The organism is Acetoanaerobium sticklandii (assembly GCF_000196455.1).
GTDB classification, from domain to species: domain Bacteria; phylum Bacillota; class Clostridia; order Peptostreptococcales; family Filifactoraceae; genus Acetoanaerobium; species Acetoanaerobium sticklandii.
The window spans coordinates 702850-721878 of the sequence record NC_014614.1; the positions used below are offsets into that span (position 1 = coordinate 702850).

The 19029-nt window shown below is 33.6% G+C and carries 17 protein-coding genes; 15 read left to right on the plus strand and 2 right to left on the minus strand.

Translation table 11 applies throughout. The annotated features are described in order from the left end of the window. Positions 1–133: 133 nt before the first annotated feature. From CLOST_RS13455 to clpX, 5 genes are all read left to right on the plus strand, one after another. On the plus strand, positions 134–2041 hold the full coding sequence (locus CLOST_RS13455) for an N-acetylmuramoyl-L-alanine amidase (protein ID WP_013360806.1): 1908 nt from the start codon (positions 134–136) through the stop codon (positions 2039–2041). A 17-nt stretch (positions 2042–2058) separates the two neighbouring features. Further along, on the plus strand, positions 2059–3390 hold the full coding sequence (gene rph, locus CLOST_RS03205) for a ribonuclease PH (protein WP_013360807.1): 1332 nt from the start codon (positions 2059–2061) through the stop codon (positions 3388–3390). Between the two features lie 66 nt (positions 3391–3456). Then, complete coding sequence (gene tig / locus CLOST_RS03210) at positions 3457–4743, plus strand: trigger factor (protein ID WP_013360808.1); 1287 nt, start codon at positions 3457–3459, stop codon at positions 4741–4743. A 149-nt stretch (positions 4744–4892) separates the two neighbouring features. Continuing rightward, positions 4893–5477, plus strand: coding sequence for an ATP-dependent Clp endopeptidase proteolytic subunit ClpP (gene clpP / locus CLOST_RS03215; protein ID WP_013360809.1), 585 nt, complete (start codon positions 4893–4895; stop codon positions 5475–5477). Positions 5478–5504: 27 nt separating this feature from the next. Next, the gene (clpX, locus tag CLOST_RS03220) at positions 5505–6770 is read left to right on the plus strand and encodes an ATP-dependent Clp protease ATP-binding subunit ClpX (protein WP_013360810.1); all 1266 of its coding nucleotides are present in this window, start codon (positions 5505–5507) and stop codon (positions 6768–6770) included. A 63-nt stretch (positions 6771–6833) separates the two neighbouring features. Here the strand turns inward: clpX and CLOST_RS03225 are convergent, their stop codons facing one another. Then, entirely contained in the window at positions 6834–7280 is a 447-nt protein-coding gene (locus CLOST_RS03225; protein ID WP_231853140.1) for a chromate transporter, read from the minus strand. Positions 7281–7324: 44 nt separating this feature from the next. Then, the gene (locus CLOST_RS03230; RefSeq protein WP_013360811.1) at positions 7325–7852 is read right to left on the minus strand and encodes a chromate transporter; all 528 of its coding nucleotides are present in this window, start codon (positions 7850–7852) and stop codon (positions 7325–7327) included. 143 nt (positions 7853–7995) lie between these two features. On the opposite strand from CLOST_RS03230, the gene lon reads away from it, so the two are divergent. The 10 genes from lon (at position 7996) to CLOST_RS03280 (ending at position 18961) form a co-directional block, all read left to right on the plus strand. Then, positions 7996–10371, plus strand: a complete 2376-nt coding sequence (gene lon, locus CLOST_RS03235; protein ID WP_013360812.1) for an endopeptidase La — start codon at positions 7996–7998, stop codon at positions 10369–10371. Beyond that, entirely contained in the window at positions 10371–10979 is a 609-nt protein-coding gene (yihA, locus tag CLOST_RS03240; RefSeq protein WP_013360813.1) for a ribosome biogenesis GTP-binding protein YihA/YsxC, read from the plus strand. The genes lon and yihA overlap by 1 nt, the downstream gene beginning before the upstream one ends. A gap of 63 nt (positions 10980–11042) precedes the next feature. Further along, a complete protein-coding gene (locus CLOST_RS03245; RefSeq protein WP_013360814.1) occupies positions 11043–11240 on the plus strand; it encodes a hypothetical protein in 198 nt (65 codons plus the stop codon). Between the two features lie 6 nt (positions 11241–11246). Next, positions 11247–11942, plus strand: coding sequence for a DUF881 domain-containing protein (locus CLOST_RS03250; RefSeq protein WP_013360815.1), 696 nt, complete (start codon positions 11247–11249; stop codon positions 11940–11942). 22 nt (positions 11943–11964) lie between these two features. After that, the gene (locus tag CLOST_RS03255; RefSeq protein WP_013360816.1) at positions 11965–13386 is read left to right on the plus strand and encodes an MGDG synthase family glycosyltransferase; all 1422 of its coding nucleotides are present in this window, start codon (positions 11965–11967) and stop codon (positions 13384–13386) included. Continuing rightward, positions 13367–13657 carry a hypothetical protein gene (locus CLOST_RS03260; protein WP_013360817.1) on the plus strand — a complete coding sequence of 97 codons (291 nt, stop codon included), beginning with the start codon at positions 13367–13369 and terminating at the stop codon, positions 13655–13657. The genes CLOST_RS03255 and CLOST_RS03260 overlap by 20 nt, the downstream gene beginning before the upstream one ends. Before the next feature lie 9 nt (positions 13658–13666). Continuing rightward, entirely contained in the window at positions 13667–15262 is a 1596-nt protein-coding gene (locus CLOST_RS03265) for an NAD(P)/FAD-dependent oxidoreductase (protein WP_013360818.1), read from the plus strand. A gap of 139 nt (positions 15263–15401) precedes the next feature. Beyond that, the gene (locus CLOST_RS03270; RefSeq protein ID WP_013360819.1) at positions 15402–17030 is read left to right on the plus strand and encodes a Na/Pi cotransporter family protein; all 1629 of its coding nucleotides are present in this window, start codon (positions 15402–15404) and stop codon (positions 17028–17030) included. Between the two features lie 48 nt (positions 17031–17078). Then, entirely contained in the window at positions 17079–18440 is a 1362-nt protein-coding gene (locus tag CLOST_RS03275) for a glucose-6-phosphate isomerase (protein ID WP_013360820.1), read from the plus strand. Continuing rightward, positions 18440–18961, plus strand: coding sequence for a Gx transporter family protein (locus CLOST_RS03280; protein WP_013360821.1), 522 nt, complete (start codon positions 18440–18442; stop codon positions 18959–18961). The genes CLOST_RS03275 and CLOST_RS03280 overlap by 1 nt, the downstream gene beginning before the upstream one ends. The last annotated feature ends 68 nt before the right edge of the window (positions 18962–19029 follow it).

Sequence of the window (19029 nt, forward strand, 5' to 3'; positions counted from 1 at the left end):
GTATTAAGAATAAATTACAATACCTCAGTAGAGTTGAATTTTTAAACTATAACGTGATATGCTAAATATATTAAAAAATATTTAGCATATTTTAGCTTTTGGCTGCTTTGGTTTGAAGTAGGAGGATATTAAGATGAAAAAAGGTTTCAAACAATACATAGCTTTAACATTAGCCCTAGGGCTTTTGATACCGTCTGTTTCTTTTGGAGCTCCCAAAATTGAATACGGAAAGTTCATAGTGGGAGGAAAGACTCAAAAAATTGCTCTTGCAAACGTAAGTGTAGATTCGGCTCCTCTTACTGTATCTAGTGGAGAAGTTCCACCTCTTGTTATAGATTCTAGAACTTTAGTTCCTGTAAAACTGGTTACAGAAAAGTTAGGAGCTCAAATTTCTTGGAATTCAAAAACAGAAGAGGTGACTATAAAAAAATCAGATAAAACTATAGTTTTAAAAATAAACAGCTCTACTGCTAAAGTAAATGGCAAATCTAAGACACTTCCTGATAAGGTTTCGCCTATAATAGTAAATAGTAGAACTATGGTTCCACTTAAATTTATAGCTGATGAATTTTCGCTTACCGTAAATTATAATGCGGCAAATAACAGCACTAACTTGATTTCAAAATCAGGAGAGCATGTTAATGATGCATTATTTCCAGCTGACACTGTAGTAAATACGGATGATATACTTGGAAGCTTAGATTTGTCTGGAGTTACTGTTGTTCAAAATAATTCCAATAATAATTCAGTTGATTCAAATAGCAATTCGAATCAATTGCCTATAGTAGATGTGGATAATATTATAAATACACCACAAGGCAGTAATAATCAAGTAAACACTAGCAATTCGTTAGCAAAGCAGGTTTCCTATAACTTAGTCCAGCAAAATATGGACAATGAAATATTTAGTATCACTGGAACTAGTGGGCTTAGTAGCTCTAGCTTTTTCTTATCTGATCCAGAAAGACTAGTTATTGATATTCAAGGGGCAGCTATAAATTCTAGTTTAGACGCCAATAAATTTTATTCAAACAGTGCTTTTATTAAAGAGATGAACTCATATTATCATGCTTCAGAAAATAAGCTTAGAATAACCTTAAAATTAAAAGACGATACTAAAAGAGAAGAAGTTCAAATCAAGCAGAATCCTGCTTCAGTTGATGTGACTTATAAATCTCAAAAACCAAAGAATTCCAACATGACATATAGCGCAGATAGAATTAATTCGAAATTTGAGCTTAGACTTCTTTCGTCTTACAATGCTCCAACAGTTAATTTTGACATGTTTTCAAATATAGTTGAGCTTACTATTCCATCTAGTGTTTCAAATCTTCAGTCAGAGATTAGAAATGTAGATGATAGAAATATATCCTCTATAGAAGTAATCAACCAAGGGCAAGACACTAAGATTAAGTTTAAGCTTAAGGAAAGAGTAAATTACGCTCTTACTGAGAATGGAATAAATTCTAAAATAGGTATAAAGTTTACAAAGCAAAATAGAACTACGCCGCTTATAGTTGTAGATGCGGGTCATGGGGCAAAGGATCCTGGGGCAGTTTCGGGAGGCTCTACAGAAAAAGAACTCAACCTTATTATTTCCCAGAAGCTTTCTGCTAGACTAAAGCAAGAAGGATATGAGATAATTACAACTAGAGACACTGATGTTTTCATAGAATTAGTAGATAGGGCAGCCGCAGCAAACAACAGCGATGCAGATTTATTTATAAGCATACACCATAATGCAGCTGGAAGCAGTGCCGCAAATGGAATAGAAACGCTTTACTATCCATCAGATGACAACAAAGCCTTGGCACAGATTTTCCATAGTGAAATGCTAAAGACATCTGGAGCAAATGATAGAAAGATAATTCCAAGAGCAAACCTAGTAGTACTTAATAGAACTAAAATGCCTGCAGCTCTTTTGGAGCTAGGATATATGACAAACTCATCAGAGCTTGCAAATTTAAAAGACGATGCTTACCAAAATGCTATGGTTGAAGGTATAGTCAAAGCAGTAAATAGATATTTCAAAGGCTATTAGCCACAAAGGAGAAATAAATGTCAAAAGAAAGCAATATGCTAAGAGAAATAAAAATAACTAAGAACTTTACAAAATATGCTGAAGGCTCTGTACTTATTGAATTTGGAGACACAGTAGTGCTTTGTAATGCATCGATAGAAGAAAAAGTACCTCCGTTTCTTAAAAATACAGGTACAGGCTGGATAAGTGCAGAATATTCCATGCTTCCTAGGTCGACTCACCAAAGAAAAATCAGAGATTCAGCTAGAGGTAAAATAGATGGTAGAACTCATGAAATTCAGAGATTAATAGGAAGAGCTCTTAGATCTGTTGTAGATATGAAGGTATTAGGAGAAAGAACTATTTGGATTGATTGTGATGTGCTTCAAGCCGATGGAGGAACTAGAACAGCTTCCATTACTGGAGCTTTTGTAGCACTTTGCGATGCTATGGCAAAGCTTTATGAAAAAGAAGCAATAAAAAGCTTCCCTATAAATGCTTTTGTAAGTGCAGTCAGTGTAGGGATAGTAAAAGGCAAGCCAGTGCTTGATTTATGTTATGAAGAAGATTCAAGCGCTGAAGTAGATATGAATGTAGTTATGACCGATAAGGGCGAATTCATTGAAGTTCAAGGAACAGGAGAACAGCATCCTTTTTCAAAGAATCAGCTTATGCAGCTTCTAGATTTAGCACAGCAAGGCAACGAACAGCTTATGAAAATTCAAAGAAGAGCGATTGGAGAGCCTATATCCTCACTGATTTCTCCAAGACCAAAGCAAGAAATGGTAATTGCTTCATCTAACAGCCATAAGATTGAAGAAATAGGTAGCATACTTGCTGATTTTGGCATTGAGCTTTTGTCTTTAAAGGATGTTGGGCTAGAAGGTTTAGAAATAGAAGAAACTGGCTCTACCTTCGAGGAAAATGCAATTATAAAAGCAAAGGAAGTAATGAAACTCACTGGGAAAGCTGCAATAGCTGACGATTCTGGTCTTATGGTGGATGTACTGGGCGGAAGGCCAGGGGTTTACTCAGCTAGATTTTCTGGTGAAGGAGCAACTGATGAGAAAAACAATGAAAAGCTGTTAGGGCTTTTAAAAGGGTATGATTTAGACAGTAGAACAGCTAAGTTCGTATCTGCAATTGCAGTTGTATATCCGGATTCTAGGCAGTACATAGCAAAGGGAATCTGCAAAGGACTTATAGGATTTGAGGGCAAAGGAGATATGGGATTCGGCTATGACCCTTTGTTTACTCCTGATGCCTTAGATAAAACTTTTGCTCAGCTTACAAAAGAAGAAAAAAATAAAATAAGCCATAGAGCGAAATCTCTTGAAGAAATGAAAAAGATATTAAATGAAATCTTATAAAATATATGATATAATATTTAAGTTGAAATTAAGAGAGAAAGCTATCAATAAATTAGGAGGAATAGAATGAGCAGTGAAATTTTAAAAAAAGAAAATAGCGTTGTTACGCTGAAGCTCACTATAGATGCACAGAGCTTTGATAAGGCATGTAAAGATGCTTACAATAAAAACAAAACTAAATTCAACGTTCAAGGATTTAGAAAAGGTAAAGCTCCAATGAGCATAGTTGAGAAATTCTATGGAGAGGGAGTATTCTTTGAGGATGCTGTAAATACACTTTTCCCAGATGCATTTGAAGTAGCTGTAAAAGAGCATGATTTAGATACAGTAGCTAGACCTGAAATCGATGTAGAAGAAATCGGTAAAGGAAAGAACCTAGTTATCATAGCTGACGTAGCTGTTAAACCTGAAATCTCTCTTGGAGAGTATAAAAACTTAACTGTAGAAAAACCTGATTCAGAAGTTTCTGATGAAGAAGTTGAAAAAGAAATCGAAGCAATGAGAGAGCAAAATGCTAGATTTGTTACTGTTGAAGATAGAGAAGTTAAGGAAAAAGATATGCTATTAATCGACTTCAATGGAAAAGTTGATGGAGTTGAGTTTGAAGGCGGACAAGCTGAAAACTACTCAATAATAGTAGGTTCAGATACATTTATTCCTGGCTTTGAAGAGCAATTAATAGGAATGAAGCTAAACGAAGAAAAAGATTTAAGTGTTAAATTCCCAGAGGAATATCATGCTGAAAATCTTGCTGGCAAAGATGCTATATTTACTGTAAAAGTAAATGAAATAAAAGAAAAAGAGCTTCCAGAGTTAGATGATGAGTTTGCTAAAGATGTAAGCGAATTCGATACTTTAGAAGATTTAAAAGCTGATGCAAAAGCAAAGCTTCAAAAAACTAAAGATGAATATGCTGATAGAGAAATAGAAAATAAATTAGTTAAGATGGCTGCTGAGAATGCGACTGTTGAAATTCCAGAAGCTATGATTGACTCTCAAGTTGAGAATATGGTTTACGATTTTGAATATCAATTAAAATACCAAGGCCTTGATTTAGAGAACTACCTAAAGTTCACTAACATGAGCATTGAAGGATTAAAGGAGCAAATGCGTCCTGATGCAAAATCAAGAGTACTAAACAGCTTAGTAATAGAGGCTATATCTAAATCAGAAAACATTGAGTCAACTGAAGAAGATTTAGAACAAGAACTGGCTAAAATGGCTGAAAGCTACAAAATGGAAGTAGATAAATTAAAATCTACATTAAGACCATCTGATATGGATTATATCAAAGATACTGTTGTTGCTAGAAAAACAGTTGAATTCATAAAAGGAAATGCAAACCTACAGTAGCCATTTTGGCTACTGTAATTTTTTTAAGTAGACTTTAGTTTTAGTTTTTAGTTTTATTTGTCCTTATTAGGGTATAATAGTTCCTAGGAAATGTAAAAACAATCTTGTAGTTTATGACTATAACATATACAATAAAAGGAGGATTTAAAGTGGCATACGTACCAATAGTAATCGAACAAACAGGAAGAGGAGAAAGAAGTTACGATATATATTCTAGATTATTAAAAGATAGGATAATATTTTTAGGAGATCAGGTTAATGATCATACAGCATCGTTAATCGTTGCTCAGTTGCTTCATTTAGAATCAGAAGATCCAGATAAGGATATCTTCCTTTATATCAATTCACCAGGAGGAAGTATAACAGCTGGGATGGCAATTTATGACACTATGCAGTACATCAAGCCAGATGTAGCTACGATTTGCGTAGGTATGGCAGCTTCTATGGGAGCTTTCTTACTAACTGCAGGAGCTAAAGGCAAGAGATTTGCTCTTCCAAACAGTGAAATTATGATTCACCAGCCACTAGGTGGGACTCAAGGACAAGCAACAGATATAAAAATTCATGCAGAGAGAATTATCAGAATGAGAAATAAATTAAACGAAATTATGGCTGATAGAAGTGGACAACCTTTAGAGAAAATCGAAAGAGATACAGAAAGAGATTTCTTTATGTCTTCGACTGAGGCTAAAGAATATGGACTTATTGACGAGGTATTAGAGAAGAGACCTTAGTCAAAAATTTTAAAAGAGGTGTAGTTAATGTCGAGATTTGATGAAAAGAAGCAGCTTAGATGCTCCTTCTGTGGTAAGAGCCAAGAGCAGGTTAAAAGACTGATTGCTGGTCCTAATGTGTACATCTGTGACGAGTGCGTTGAGCTTTGCCAAGAAATAATTAAAGAAGAATTCGAGGAAATAATCGATACAGAAATCACAGGATTACCAAAACCGAAGGAAATCAAGGATTACTTGGATGAGTATGTAATAGGCCAAGATGATGCGAAGAAGACTTTAGCTGTTGCTGTTTACAATCACTATAAGCGTATATACGCTGTAGATGGCAAGGCAAAGGATATAGAGCTTCAAAAGAGTAATATTCTCATGCTTGGACCTACTGGTTCAGGAAAGACCCTTCTTGCTCAGACTCTTGCAAAGATGCTTAACGTTCCCTTTGCGATGGCTGATGCTACAGCACTTACAGAAGCGGGCTACGTAGGCGAGGATGTAGAAAATATCCTTCTAAAGCTGATTCAGGCTTCAGATTACGATATTTCAAAAGCAGAAAAAGGGATAATATATATAGATGAAATAGATAAAATAACAAGAAAATCTGAGAATCCATCTATAACTAGGGATGTTTCAGGTGAAGGGGTTCAGCAAGCCCTACTAAAAATAATTGAGGGAACTAAAGCAAATGTTCCACCTCAAGGAGGAAGAAAGCATCCTCATCAGGAATTCCTGCAAATAGACACTACTAATATCTTATTTATTGTTGGAGGAGCTTTTGACGGCATAGACAAGATAATTCAAAGACGTATGGGTGAAAAAGCTCTAGGCTTTGGAGCAAAAATCGTTTCTAAAAACGATATTGCTGTAGGTGAAATTTACAAGCAGGTTCAAACAGAAGACCTTCTTAGATTTGGACTTATTCCTGAGTTTATAGGAAGGGTTCCAGTTGTGGTATCGCTTGACCCATTAGATGAAAAAGCTCTTATCTCTATTTTAAAAGAGCCCAAAAATGCTCTTGTAAAGCAGTTTAAAAAGCTTTTTGAAATGGATAAAGTAATACTAGACATTGAAGATGAAGCTCTTGTAGAAGTTGCTAAAAAGGCAATTGCTAAGAAAACTGGAGCGAGAGGACTTAGAAGTATTTTAGAAAAAGTTATGATGGATATAATGTATGAGGTTCCGTCTAGAGATGATATAGAAAAGGTAGTTATTACTAAGGAGAGCATCACAGATAATAAACAGCCTTATGTAATTCTTAAGTCTAATAAAAAAGATGATACCCCAGAAGAGACAGCTTAGAAAGTTTAGAAGTTCAAAACTTAAAATAATTAATTAAGGGATGCAACAGCATCCCTTAATTAATTATATAAATAAACCTACAAAACCAAAAAACATAAGTATCACAATAGGATGAAGCTTAGTGAAAAGCAGGAGCATCAAAGATGCTGAAAATATAATAAACGATTTTAAATCGATTACGCTTTTTAGTAAAGTCGAATAGGCCGCAGATAAAATCAGCGCAGAAGTTATAGGTCTTAAAAAAGTAAATATATACTCTGAGATATCACTTGATTTATATTTTTCAATGAATCTAGTTACTATGCTCATGAATATAAATGGTCCGCATACTATGCCAACAGTAGCTGAAACTGCTCCCCAAAACCCTAAATATCTAAAGCCTATGAAGGTAGCAGCATTTATGGCAATTGGACCAGGGGTAACCTGAGATATTGCAAGGATATCTAGAAATTCTGAATTAGTAAGCCATCCGTGATTTTCAATAATCATGGTTTCTATATATGGGAGCATAGCATAGCCTCCCCCGAAACTAACAGAACCAATCTGTAAGAAAGCTAAGAAGAGTGACAGTAATATTTGCATATACCTAAAAGCACCCCCCCTAAGATTATAAATAGTGGATTTACATCAAAAAAAGCTACAGCTAAAAAAGTCATAGCAATAAGAGCAATTGATGAAGCTTTTTTGTTGCTTTTTTGAAAAATGTTTATAAATGAAAATCCAAGTAGTGCAGGAACCACTGGTATAATACCTGAAAAAAATCCGTCTAATATTTTGGAATTTCTAGTTTTAGAGTAAAACAAAGAAATAAATAAAATTATTATAAACGAAGGCAGAACAGTTCCAAGTAATGAAAGAATAGCCCCTATAAGGCCATGGATTCTATAGCCCATAAGTACAGACAAATTGACAGCAATAGGACCGGGAAAGCTTTGAGCTACAGAAATATAATCTACGAATTCTTCTGAAGAAAGTAGTTGCCCTTTTTTAACTAGCTCAGTTTCCATAATGGGAACCATGGCATAACCGCCACCAAAGGTAAAGAGACCAACCTTGAAAAATGTCAGAAAAAATTTAAACACAATAAAAACTCCTTTGTTGATTAATAATGCAAGATATCCTACTTTTATGATATCATTAGTATGAAAAATAAGTCTATGAAAATAAAGAAATTAATTATATATACGCTATATATTGATAGTTATATATTGAAAGGAGCATAGTTATGGCAAAAAATTATAAAATGAAAACAGTAGACATGCCAATTATTCCCTTAAGAGGAATATCTATATTCCCATACATGGTACTGCACTTTGATGTGGGAAGAGAAAAATCTATAATAGCTCTTGAAGAGGCTATGGTAAATGAACAGCTAGTATTTTTAACAACTCAAAAGGATCCAGAAATAGATATCCCGACTGAGGATGATTTTTATAACATAGGAACTATTTGTAAAATCAAGCAAATGCTAAAACTTCCTGGAAACACCATAAGAGTATTGGTAGAGGGTATATCAAGAGCGAAAATAAAAGAGCTCTATCAGATTGAACCATATTTTAGAGCAAAAATCCAAGAAGCTATTTATTCTGAGGAGCTTAGAGAAGAAAAAGATATAGATGCAACTATGAGATTGGTGCTAGATACTTTTGAAGAGTATGTAAATATAGGAAACAAAGTATCTGGAGAGGTATTAATAACCTTGGCTGACATAGATGAGCCTAGCAGATTTGCTGATACTGTAGCTGCAAATATCATATTAAAGCCAGCTCAAAAGCAAAATATTTTAGAAATTTTTGATCCAAAGCTTAGACTGGAAGAAATCTATAGAATATTGCTTGAGGAAATTGAAGTATTAGAAATTGAGAAAACTATAAATATAAGAGTGAAAAAGCAAGTTAATAAAATTCAAAAGGAATACTACCTTCGTGAACAGCTTAAAGCTATTCAAAGAGAATTAGGTGAAGACGAAGAGGTTTCTGATGAGCTAGATGAATACAAAGAAAAATTGAAAAAGCTAAAGGTATCAAAGGAAATAAAAGAAAAGATAGAAAAGGAAATAGCAAGACTATCAAGAATGTCGCCATCATCAGCAGAAGGTGGAGTAATAAGGTCATATCTTGATAATTTCTTTGCTCTTCCATGGGATAAGGAAAGCAAGGATAAGCTTGATATCAAGCTTGCTGAAAGCATACTTGACGAAGACCACTTTGGCCTTGAAAAAGTAAAAGAAAGAATAATAGAATATCTAGCAGTAAGACAGCTGTCAAAATCTATGAAAGGACCTATCCTATGCTTAGTAGGGCCTCCTGGAGTAGGAAAGACATCTATAGCAAAATCAGTTGCTAGATCTCTTAACAGAAAGTTTGTTAGGGTTTCTCTTGGTGGAGTTAGAGATGAAGCAGAAATAAGAGGACATAGAAGAACTTATGTGGGAGCAATACCAGGTCGTATTATAAATGCTATAAAAGAAGTAAAGGTTAAAAATCCAGTATTTTTATTTGATGAAATAGATAAAATGGCATCTGATTTTAGAGGAGATCCTGCATCTGCGATGCTAGAGGTTCTAGACCCAGAGCAAAACAAAGATTTTACTGATCACTATATGGAGATACCTTTTGATCTTTCAAAAGTGCTTTTTATAACTACTGCAAACTCTTTATCTACAGTACCTAGACCGCTTTTAGATAGGATGGAAGTAATAGAAATTTCAGGCTATACAGAGGAAGAAAAGCTTAAGATTGCAAGGATTTATTTGCTTCCTAAACAGCTAAAAGAGCATGGACTCTCTGAGGACTTTTTAAAGATATCTGATGAGAATCTAAAGCTAGTAATTTCAAAATATACAAGAGAGTCTGGAGTAAGAAATTTAGAGAGAAAAATTGGGCAGCTTTGCAGAAAAGCGGCAAAGAGCAAGGTAGAAAATCCAAAACTTGAATCAGTGACGATTACCAAGCAAAATATGGAAAAATATCTTGGAAAGCCTATATTTAGATACCAAACTGTATCAGAAAAACCTGAAATAGGAAGCGTGACGGGATTAGCTTGGACACCTGTAGGAGGAGATACTCTTACTATAGAGGTAACTACAATGCAAGGTTCAGGAAAGCTGGAATTAACAGGTCAGCTAGGAAATGTAATGAAGGAATCTGCTAAAGCTGGTATGAGCTATGTTAGATCAATAGCAGATAGATATGGCATAGAGCCGGAGTTTTACAAGGAAAAAGATATACATGTTCATATTCCAGAGGGAGCCATCCCAAAAGACGGCCCATCTGCTGGAGTTACCATGGCTACAGCTCTTTTATCAGCACTAAGCAAGATTCCGGTAAGTGGTGAGCTTGCTATGACTGGAGAGGTAACTTTAAGAGGAAAAGTACTGCCTGTTGGAGGAATAAAAGAGAAAGTACTTGCAGCTCATAGAGCTGGAATAAAAAAAGTACTGCTTCCTCTGGACAACAAAAGAGATATAGATGATATACCTCAAAATATAAGAAAGCAACTAGAATTCGTTCTAGTTTCAAATATGGATGAGGTTCTAGAACATGCGCTTATCATGGATAAAAGCGAAAAAAAACAGCAAGTAAAAAAGGATGAAAAATAATGAAATTAAAATCAATTGAACTAGTAATAAGTGCAATGTCTAAAACTCAGTATCCTCATGATGAATTGCCAGAGGTTGCTTTTGTAGGAAGATCCAATGTAGGTAAGTCTTCTGCAATTAATACTCTTCTAAATAGAAGAAGTTTAGCAAGGGTAAGTCAAAATCCTGGAAAAACAAGAACTATTAATTTTTACAAAATCAATGAAGAATTCTACTTTGTTGATTTGCCAGGCTATGGCTACGCAAAAACTGCTAAAACAGAACGTCAACACTGGGGAACTGTAATGCAGGAGTATTTTGAAAACAGTCAGGATTTGAGACATATATTCCTGCTACTTGATATTAGACATGAGCCAAAGGAAGATGATATTTTGATGTACAAATATGCAGTGCATTACAATATCCCAGTAACAATTATTGCAACAAAATCAGATAAGATATCAAGAGGGGCTTTTCAAAAAACTTTTTCTATGATGAGAAAAAAACTGGACTATCATGGAGAGAAGATACTTCCTATATCTTCCCTTAAAAAAACAGGAAAAGATGAAATTTGGAACCATATTGTAAATATTTTTGAGCAAGATGGATATAATATAACTGTAGAATAGATATTATATGAAAAGACTCTACCTGGGGTAGGGTCTTTTCTGAAAAAAGGAGCTAGCTTATTTATGATTTATCTTATCCAAGGGACAAATATTCTAGTTTTATTAGGTATGATTATTGTTCCATTTGTTCTAGGGTATTTCTTTATAAAAAAGGTTAGAGAAAAAAATGAAGAAAGTGAAACTCTAGAAGTTAGAATGGCTTTGCTTGAAAATAGAGTAAAGGAACTAGAAGAATATATAGAAGATTCTAGATGGGAGTAATGAGTTATGGCTTTGAAATCTGTTAGATGTTTTTTGATTATGACTATGATACTAGGTATCCTCATAGGAATTCAGATAAAAAGTCCTTATCAAATCAGCTCTGATGGTTCGTTTATAATGAGAGACACTATAACTAAAATAAACAAAGAGAGAATTGAAAGCTATACTCTTATGAAGCAAAAGAAAGCCTATGAGAGGGAAATTGAAAAATTGGAAGATAAAACATCCGATGAAAATCAAGCTTTAATGGAATACAAAAACAAAGCGGATTACTTAAAAAATCTTATGGCATATACAAGTGTAGAAGGTCCTGGGATTAGAATAATAATCGATACCCATGATGATAGAAATTTAGCATATCTTATGGAAGAAAGAAAGCTATTTATTATTTTAGTCAATGAGCTAAAAAGCGAAGGCTGTGAAGCTATAAGTATAAACGGGCAGAGAATAAATTCTATGTCTGAAATAACTCTAGCTGGTAATCATATTAACATCAACGCTGTAGCAATAGCTCCGCCATATGAGGTAAATGCAATTGGAAACAGTGCGAAGCTGCTAAATTATGTAAATACCAAAAGCCCTATAATAGATATAATGAAAAATGGATATAATCTATCAATTAATTTTAAAGTTGAAAATAGTTTGATACTCCCAAAGCTGGACTATATTAAAAGTCCAGAGTATATAAAAGAAGTCTTATAAAGCAACTTTAGGAGGGTTTGAATTGAAAGAAATAAATGTGCTTATTTTGACAGTAACAGCTGGATATGGACATATAAGTGTTTCAAATGCCCTAAAAGATTATCTGGAGAATCAAAAAATAGATTCAAAAAAAATTAAAGTGGATATTTTCGATATTTTAGGAGATGTAAATCCTTTGATTAATAAGGTTTTTACTGAGTATTACCTAAAAGCGATTAAGTATATACCAAATGTCTACTCGTTCTTATATAAAAAGGAAGCAGAAAAAGCTTTAGAGAATCCTAGAAAATTTAAAAGAAGCTCTAAAAAATTAAAGCAGAAGATTCAAGAAGAGGAAATCACAGTTACAGATATTTTTAATAAAGTAATAATCAAAAAAAAGCTTATGTCTATATTAAAAAAGCAAAAGCCTAACTTTATAATTTGTACCCACCCATTTATTGGTGAATTACTTGAGCTTACAGAAATATACGAGTATGTAAAATCAGAAGAAGGATTAAATGCATGTATACTAACTGTAGTAACTGATTACGTAGTTCATCCATCGTGGCTTAATGATGCAAGTGATTTTTTTATTTTTGCATCAGATAGACTTAAATACTTTCTTAATGAAGTAAAACCTGAATTACTTGAAAAAGATGAACATGACAATGTGAAAGCTAAATTTTTTGGTATTCCGATTAAAGATTCATTTAATAACACATATGACAAAATAGAATTAAGAAAAAACCATGTGTTTCTTAAAGAAAACCATGATTTTTTAACAGATGACTATGCCCTAGGAGATAAATTCACATACTTGATTATGGGTGGAGGATACGGAATAGGAAATATAAAGGACTATGTAAAGCTTCTTATTGAGCATGAAAATAATAGCTCTATTAACCTTCATAGTTCTTCTAGACATAATGAGCTGTCAAACATTTTAGTCGTTTGTGGAAACAATCAAGAGCTTTATGAAGAAATACTATATTTAAAGAAAGAAAAAGACTATAATAACCAAATCATGGTGCTCGGGTTTGTTAAAAACATAGATGAAATAATGAAAATGAGTGATGTTATTATAACAAAGCCTGGTGGCATTAGTATAACAGAGGCTATGGCATGTAGGCTTCCTATTGTGATAAGAGAGTACTTACCTGGGCAAGAAGAAAGAAACACTGAGTTTCTTTTAAACAATAATTTAGGAATATATACAGCTGAAGACAGTAGCTTTTTAGCATATCTTTCTCAGCTAAAATACGATGAGGATTATAGAAATCAAATAATTGATAATCAGAAAAAAATATATGAAGCTAATGATTCTTATGATGAAAATGAAGTAGAAGATTATAGTATTGACAATAATCTAAGTATAAATACAAAGAGTGCTTTATATAAGATATATAATCTTATGAGTGAGGAATGTTTTAAAAGGAGAGATAATGAATTATATAAGTATTGAAAAACCAAGCCCGTATGACAATGTGATATCGTTTGATATATTTAGGTATAGCGATGAGGTTACTTTAGAAACTCAGCTTTTTTCGTTAGATGTAATTAAAGTAAATCCATTAGAACAATTTAAAGATAAAATTAAACCTAGCTATAGAGTTTTGGTTTATGATTTACATGTAGAAAAGCAAAATATAGATTTTAATGAAATAACTAAAATAGTAAATCAAGAATGTTTCGAGATAGAAAGCATGGATATGTTTATCTCAATAACTATATAGGAGAAAAAAATGATACTTATTTCCAATTTAAAAATTGGCATAGAAGATAATATGCAAGATTTGACATTTAAAATCAGAAAAAAATTAAAGCTTAAAGACCAGAGAATGCAATATAAAATAGTAAGAGAATCTATAGATGCAAGAAAAAAAGGAAAAATAGATTTTGTTTATCAAGTGCTAGTTGAAGTAGATAATCCAGACAAGATTTTAAAATCAATTAAAGATCCAAATGTAAAAGAATATAAAAAACCTGAACCTACTCCTTTAAAAAAAGGGCATTTGAAAAAAAATGGAAGAGTTTTAGTTGTAGGAAGTGGTCCAGCAGGGTTGTTTGCAGCTTATACTCTTGCTGAAAATGGTTATAAACCCATACTTATTGAAAGAGGTAAATGTATAGAAGAACGTTCAGATGATGTAGAAAGATTCTGGAGAGATGGGATATTAGATCCAAAATCTAATGTTCAGTTTGGAGAAGGTGGAGCTGGAACGTTTTCTGATGGAAAGCTCACAACTAGGATAAAAGACAATAGAGTTTCAGATGTCTTGGAAATATTTCATAGCTGTGGTGCGCCTGAAGAAATACTTTATGCTCATAAGCCACATATAGGAACCGATGTGCTTAGGAATGTAGTTATAAATATGAGAAAGCGCATCATAGAAATGGGAGCAGAAGTAAGATTTGAATCTATGCTTGAAAAAATAGAAGAAAAAGATGGTCATATAAGTGGAGCTTGGATAAACTCCGAATATATAGAGGTATCTGCACTAATTTTAGCAATAGGGCACAGTGCTAGAGAAACCTACAAAATGTTAGATGATTTTGGTGTAAAAATCATTGCAAAGCCATTTGCAGTAGGGTTTAGAGTAGAACATCCTCAGCAGATGGTAAATAGAGCTCAGTATAAAGAGTTTTATAATCATCCTCGTTTAGGTGCTGCGGATTATCAGCTCACTTATAAGTCGGATAAGTATGAGCGCTCAGCATATACTTTCTGTATGTGTCCAGGAGGACTTGTTATTGGATCGTCATCAGACAAAGATGAACTTGTTGTGAATGGAATGAGCTATCACGCTAGAAACTTGGAAAATGCAAATAGTGCGCTACTAGTAAGCGTATCTCCAAAAGACTTCAAAGCTGGAGCTCTATCTGGTATTGAGTTTCAAAAGAAATTTGAAAAAATGGCTTTCGAGCTTGGTGGAGGAAAATATAAAGCACCAGTTCAAAGAGTAGAAGATTTCCTAAAGAGTGAAAAAACAAAAGCTATAGGAAGAGTCAGACCTTCGTATAATCCAGGATTTACAATGACAGATTTATCGAAAGTTTATGATAAAGAGCTTACAAATACACTTAAAGATGCAATATTAGATATGGACAAAAAGCTAAAGGGCTTTGCTTATCCAGATGCGATATTGACTGGAGTAGAAACTAGATCCTCATCTCCAGTCAGAGTAGTAAGAGATGAACTCACATTTGAATCTGAATCTATAAAAGGACTCTATCCTTCAGGAGAAGGAGCAGGCTATGCTGGAGGAATAGTATCGTCAGCTGTAGATGGTATAAAATCAGCTCAGGCACTTATAGCAAAGTACCAGCCTCAAGTGTAGATTTTATCACAATATAAAACTTAACAAAAAATCAATAATCTTAACATTTTTAACATAGAATTAACATTAAATACTCTACTCTTTGGTATACTTTGATTCGTAAATAATTAAGGGTGTTCCCAAACATTAGGAGGAGATCATGTATATTGGTATAGTATTAGGATTAATAGCAGGGTTAGGTTTATTCTTATATGGAATGAACTTAATGGGAAATGGCTTACAAAAAGCAGCTGGAGAGAGACTAAAAAAGATAATAGAGCTTCTTACGAGCAATAGATTTATAGCAGTTTTAGTAGGGATATTCGTAACAGGAGTAATTCAAAGCTCAAGTGCGACTACAGTTATGGTTGTAGGCTTTGTAAATGCTGGTATTATGCAGCTTAGTCAAGCCATAGGTGTAATCATGGGTGCCAACGTAGGTACTACTGTAACGGCTCAGCTAGTGTCATTTGACTTAGAAGCAATTGCGCCAGTAGCTGTTGGTTTTGGTGTAATTATACATATGGTTACTAAGAGCGAAAAATTAAAAAGCTATGCTGAAATTTTAATCGGATTTGGTATACTTTTTGTAGGGATGACTTATATGAAAGATGCTATGTCTCCGCTTCGTGAAGTACAAGCATTTAAAGATATGCTAGTCAATTTTGGGCATAACCCTATATTAGGAATATTAATGGGATTTACATTGACTTTATTAGTTCAGAGTTCGAGTGCATCTATCGGTATACTTTTAGCTCTAGCATCTCAAGGAATGTTGCCTCTAGAATCAGCTCTTCCGATTCTATATGGAGACAATATCGGAACATGTACTACGGCATTATTATCTAGTATAGGTGCTAGCAAAAACGCTCAAAGGGCTGCCGTAATGCATCTTACCTTTAACATTATAGGAACATTGATATTTGCATTTGTATTAAATAGACCGATTATGATGATTGTTACTTCAGTTGATCCTACTAACATAGCTAGACAAATTGCAAATGCTCATACATTATTTAACATAACTAACGTGATTATTCAGTTCCCATTTGCTGGTTTAATTGTTAAAATAGCAGAGAGAGTTATTCCAGAAAAACCTGAGGAACTTGAACTTAAAACAACTAGCTTCATTGACTTACGTATGCTTAACACTCCATCTATAGCATTAAAAAATACTATAAAAGAATGTCTTCATATGGGTAATAAAGCTAAATATTCTTTAGAAAATTCTATGATAGCTCTTATTGATAAAGATAGAGATGCAGCATTTAGAACTTTTGATACAGAAAAAGAAATTAATCAGTTAGAAAGAGATATTCTAGAATACCTGATTCAGCTTTCTAACGCCGCAATTTCTGGTGAAGATAGAGCTATAGTAGATGAGCTTTTCAACACGATTAATGATATTGAAAGAGTTGGAGACCATGCCGATAATATAGCTGAGCTATCTATGTATTTTATTGAAAAGGATTTGACTTTCTCAGAAGAGTCTATTAAAGATATAAATACTATGTATGAAAAAGTAATGAAAACTTATGAAATGTCTCTTCAATCAATGAGAGAAGGAAGCTCAGAGCTTGCACTTAAGGTAGTGAAAATGGAAGAACAAGTTGATATAATTGAGCGTTCATGCAGAAGTGCTCATATATATAGACTTAATAATAGTATGTGCAATCCTGAGGCCGGTATAATATTCTTAGACTTATTAAGCAATCTTGAGAGAATATCAGATCATGCTTCTAATATAGCCAAAGCGGTTATAGATGCAAAAGGAAGTATTTCTGCATAAAGCTTGATAGAAATTCCATATCAAGATGCTTAGGAAGGATGTGTAATGATGAATAACTTAAAATTAGACGTCGCTAAATGTCAGCAGTTTGTGGCAAAACATGAATTAGAATATCTTAAGCCGTTAGCTAAGCTAGCAAATGATATGGTCAATAATAAAGCTGGTGCAGGAAACGAATTTATGGGATGGGTAGATCTTCCTTTAAATTACGATAAAGAAGAATTTGATAGAATACTAAAATGTGCAAAAAAAATTCAAGCGGATTCAGACTTATTAGTTGTTGTGGGAATAGGAGGGTCATATTTAGGAGCTAGAGCTGTAATAGATGCTCTTAGTCACAATTTTAAAAATGACCTTTCAAACTCAAAAAGAAAATATCCGAAGATTTTGTATGCAGGCAACTCAATTTCATCTACCTACATGGCAGACTTGCTAGAGGTACTAGAGGATGTTGATTTTTCTGTAAATGTAATTTCGAAATCTGGAACAACAACAGAACCAGCAATTGCATTTAGAATTTTGAAGGATGCACTTGTTTCTAAATACGGAGAGAATGAAGCTAAAAAAAGAATTTATGCAACAACAGATAAATCTAAAGGAGCTCTTAGGACTTTAGCTTCTCAGGAGGGTTATGAAACCTTTGTTATTCCAGATGATGTTGGTGGAAGATTCTCAGTGCTTACTGCAGTAGGATTATTGCCAATCTGTGTTTCTGGTATAGACATAACTATGCTTATGAAAGGTGCTCAGGATGCTAGAGAACTTTATTTAAGAGATGATTTAGAAGCTAACTCTCCGCTTGTATATGCTATGTATAGAAATGTGCTATTAAGAAAAGGCAAGGATTTAGAGTTATTAGTAAATTACGAGCCTCAGCTTCAATATATTTCAGAATGGTTCAAGCAGCTATTTGGAGAAAGTGAAGGCAAGGATAAAAAAGGAATTTTCCCAGCTTCTGTGAACTTTTCTACGGATTTGCATTCTATGGGACAGTATATCCAAGATGGAAAAAGAAATATTTTTGAAACTATAATTAAAATCGACTTGCCTAAAAAAGATATTGTTATAAAAGCACAGGCTGAAGATTTAGATGGACTAAATTATTTGGCTGGCAAAACAGTTGATTACGTTAATGATAAAGCTTTTTTAGGAACTACTCTTGCTCATACTGATGGAGAAGTACCTAATCTAGTAATCCATTTACCAGAATTAAATGCATATCATTTGGGAGAGCTGATTTACTTTTTCGAGAAAGCGTGTGCGATTAGTGGATATATCTTAGGAGTTAATCCCTTTGACCAGCCTGGAGTAGAAGCTTACAAGAAAAATATGTTTGCTCTTCTTGGCAAAACTGGCTATGAAGAGGAAAAAGCTATCTTGGAAAAAAGGCTAGAATTGGATGAAAACTAATGAACAGAACTAAAAAGCTAGTTTATTTATCGCTGATGATTTCTCAAAGCCTAGTGCTATATATCATAGAGTCGTTTTTACCACCTTTATCATTTATTGCTCCTGGAGCAAAATTAGGTCTTGCAAATATCATAACCTTAAGTGTGCTATATATTTCTGGGGTGAGAGATGCTTTTGTAGTGTTATCTATGAGAATATTGATTTCATCTCTTTTTTCAGGAGGAGTATCTTCTTTTATATATAGTATTTCTGGAGGGATGCTCAGCTTACTCGCTATGTCAGCCACTAAAAAGCTTTCTCGTTTTGACATAAGCATAGTAGGGGTAAGCGTATCGGGTGCGTTGTTTTACAATATAGGGCAGCTTCTTGCTGCTGCAGCTATAATTAGAAATATAAAAATTCTTATGTATCTGCCTGTACTTGCATATGTATCTGTTGGAACAGGGATATTTGTTGGAATAGTATCAAAATTTTTAGTTGAAAGATCTGGGTTTAAAAAATATATTACTAAAGCTCCTTAAGGTAAATGCCTAAAGGAGTTTTTTAATTAAAATCATTTGTATATATGCACAATTATGGTAGAATTAAT

Bases quoted from the DNA above. Each gene is read 5' to 3' on its own strand.
- CLOST_RS13455 (WP_013360806.1), top strand. From the start codon at position 134: ATGAAAAAAGGTTTCAAACAATACATAGCTTTAACATTAGCCCTAGGG.
- rph (WP_013360807.1), top strand. From the start codon at position 2,059: ATGTCAAAAGAAAGCAATATGCTAAGAGAAATAAAAATAACTAAGAAC.
- tig (WP_013360808.1), top strand. From the start codon at position 3,457: ATGAGCAGTGAAATTTTAAAAAAAGAAAATAGCGTTGTTACGCTGAAG.
- clpX (WP_013360810.1), top strand. From the start codon at position 5,505: ATGTCGAGATTTGATGAAAAGAAGCAGCTTAGATGCTCCTTCTGTGGT.
- CLOST_RS03225 (WP_231853140.1), bottom strand. From the start codon at position 7,280: ATGCTCCCATATATAGAAACCATGATTATTGAAAATCACGGATGGCTT.
- lon (WP_013360812.1), top strand. From the start codon at position 7,996: ATGGCAAAAAATTATAAAATGAAAACAGTAGACATGCCAATTATTCCC.
- yihA (WP_013360813.1), top strand. From the start codon at position 10,371: ATGAAATTAAAATCAATTGAACTAGTAATAAGTGCAATGTCTAAAACT.
- CLOST_RS03245 (WP_013360814.1), top strand. From the start codon at position 11,043: ATGATTTATCTTATCCAAGGGACAAATATTCTAGTTTTATTAGGTATG.
- CLOST_RS03250 (WP_013360815.1), top strand. From the start codon at position 11,247: ATGGCTTTGAAATCTGTTAGATGTTTTTTGATTATGACTATGATACTA.
- CLOST_RS03260 (WP_013360817.1), top strand. From the start codon at position 13,367: ATGAATTATATAAGTATTGAAAAACCAAGCCCGTATGACAATGTGATA.
- CLOST_RS03265 (WP_013360818.1), top strand. From the start codon at position 13,667: ATGATACTTATTTCCAATTTAAAAATTGGCATAGAAGATAATATGCAA.
- CLOST_RS03270 (WP_013360819.1), top strand. From the start codon at position 15,402: ATGTATATTGGTATAGTATTAGGATTAATAGCAGGGTTAGGTTTATTC.
- CLOST_RS03275 (WP_013360820.1), top strand. From the start codon at position 17,079: ATGAATAACTTAAAATTAGACGTCGCTAAATGTCAGCAGTTTGTGGCA.
- CLOST_RS03280 (WP_013360821.1), top strand. From the start codon at position 18,440: ATGAACAGAACTAAAAAGCTAGTTTATTTATCGCTGATGATTTCTCAA.